The following is a 564-nucleotide window of genomic DNA, read 5'->3' as shown; positions in this document are numbered from 1 at the left end:
GACCTGGCCGTTCGCTTCGGCCATCCGCGCGCCTCCACCCTGGTGGGCCGCAAGCTGCTCGAAACGCGTATCGTCACCGTGGCCTCTCCCGCGTACGTCAAGCGCCACGGCCGGCCCCGCGTGCCGGCGGATCTCGAAGGCCCCGGCCACGACTGCATCCAGTTCCGCGATCCGGAGACCGGCCGCCCCTTCGCGTGGGAGTTTCATCGCGGGCGCAGGAAGCTGGTGGCCGCGACCGGGGGGCGCCTCACGCTCAGCGACGTCGGCACCTTGCTCAGCGTGTGCCAGGCCGGCGACGGCATCATCCAGATCGGGGCGCTGGGCATCACGCCCTTGCTGGCCGCAGGCAAGCTGGTCGATCTCTTTCCCGACTGGCCGGATGAGCGCTTTCCCCTGTATGCGCTCTATCCCTCGCGCCATCACCCTCCCGCCAAGGTGCGCGCCTTCCTGGACTTCGTCGTGTCGGTCTGCGAGGCCTTCAACCCGCCGGCCTGAAGAAGTGCTCCAACAGGCCCGCCAGCGTCGCCTCGGTGGCCTTGAGCAACTGGCGCTGCCGGTCCATGC

1 protein-coding gene is annotated in these 564 nt (G+C 69.9%); it reads left to right on the top strand.

What is annotated here, in order from left to right; genetic code table 11:
* Positions 1-495: substrate binding domain-containing protein (locus AC1DTN_RS38770; protein ID WP_477925534.1), on the top strand; the 495-nt coding region annotated here is incomplete at its 5' end.
* Between the last annotated feature and the right edge of the window lie 69 nt (positions 496-564).

The organism is Rhizobium sp. 01T444 (genome assembly GCF_056398305.1).
Note: the sequence above shows the minus strand (reverse complement) of the source record. Positions and strands in the feature narration are given on the sequence as shown.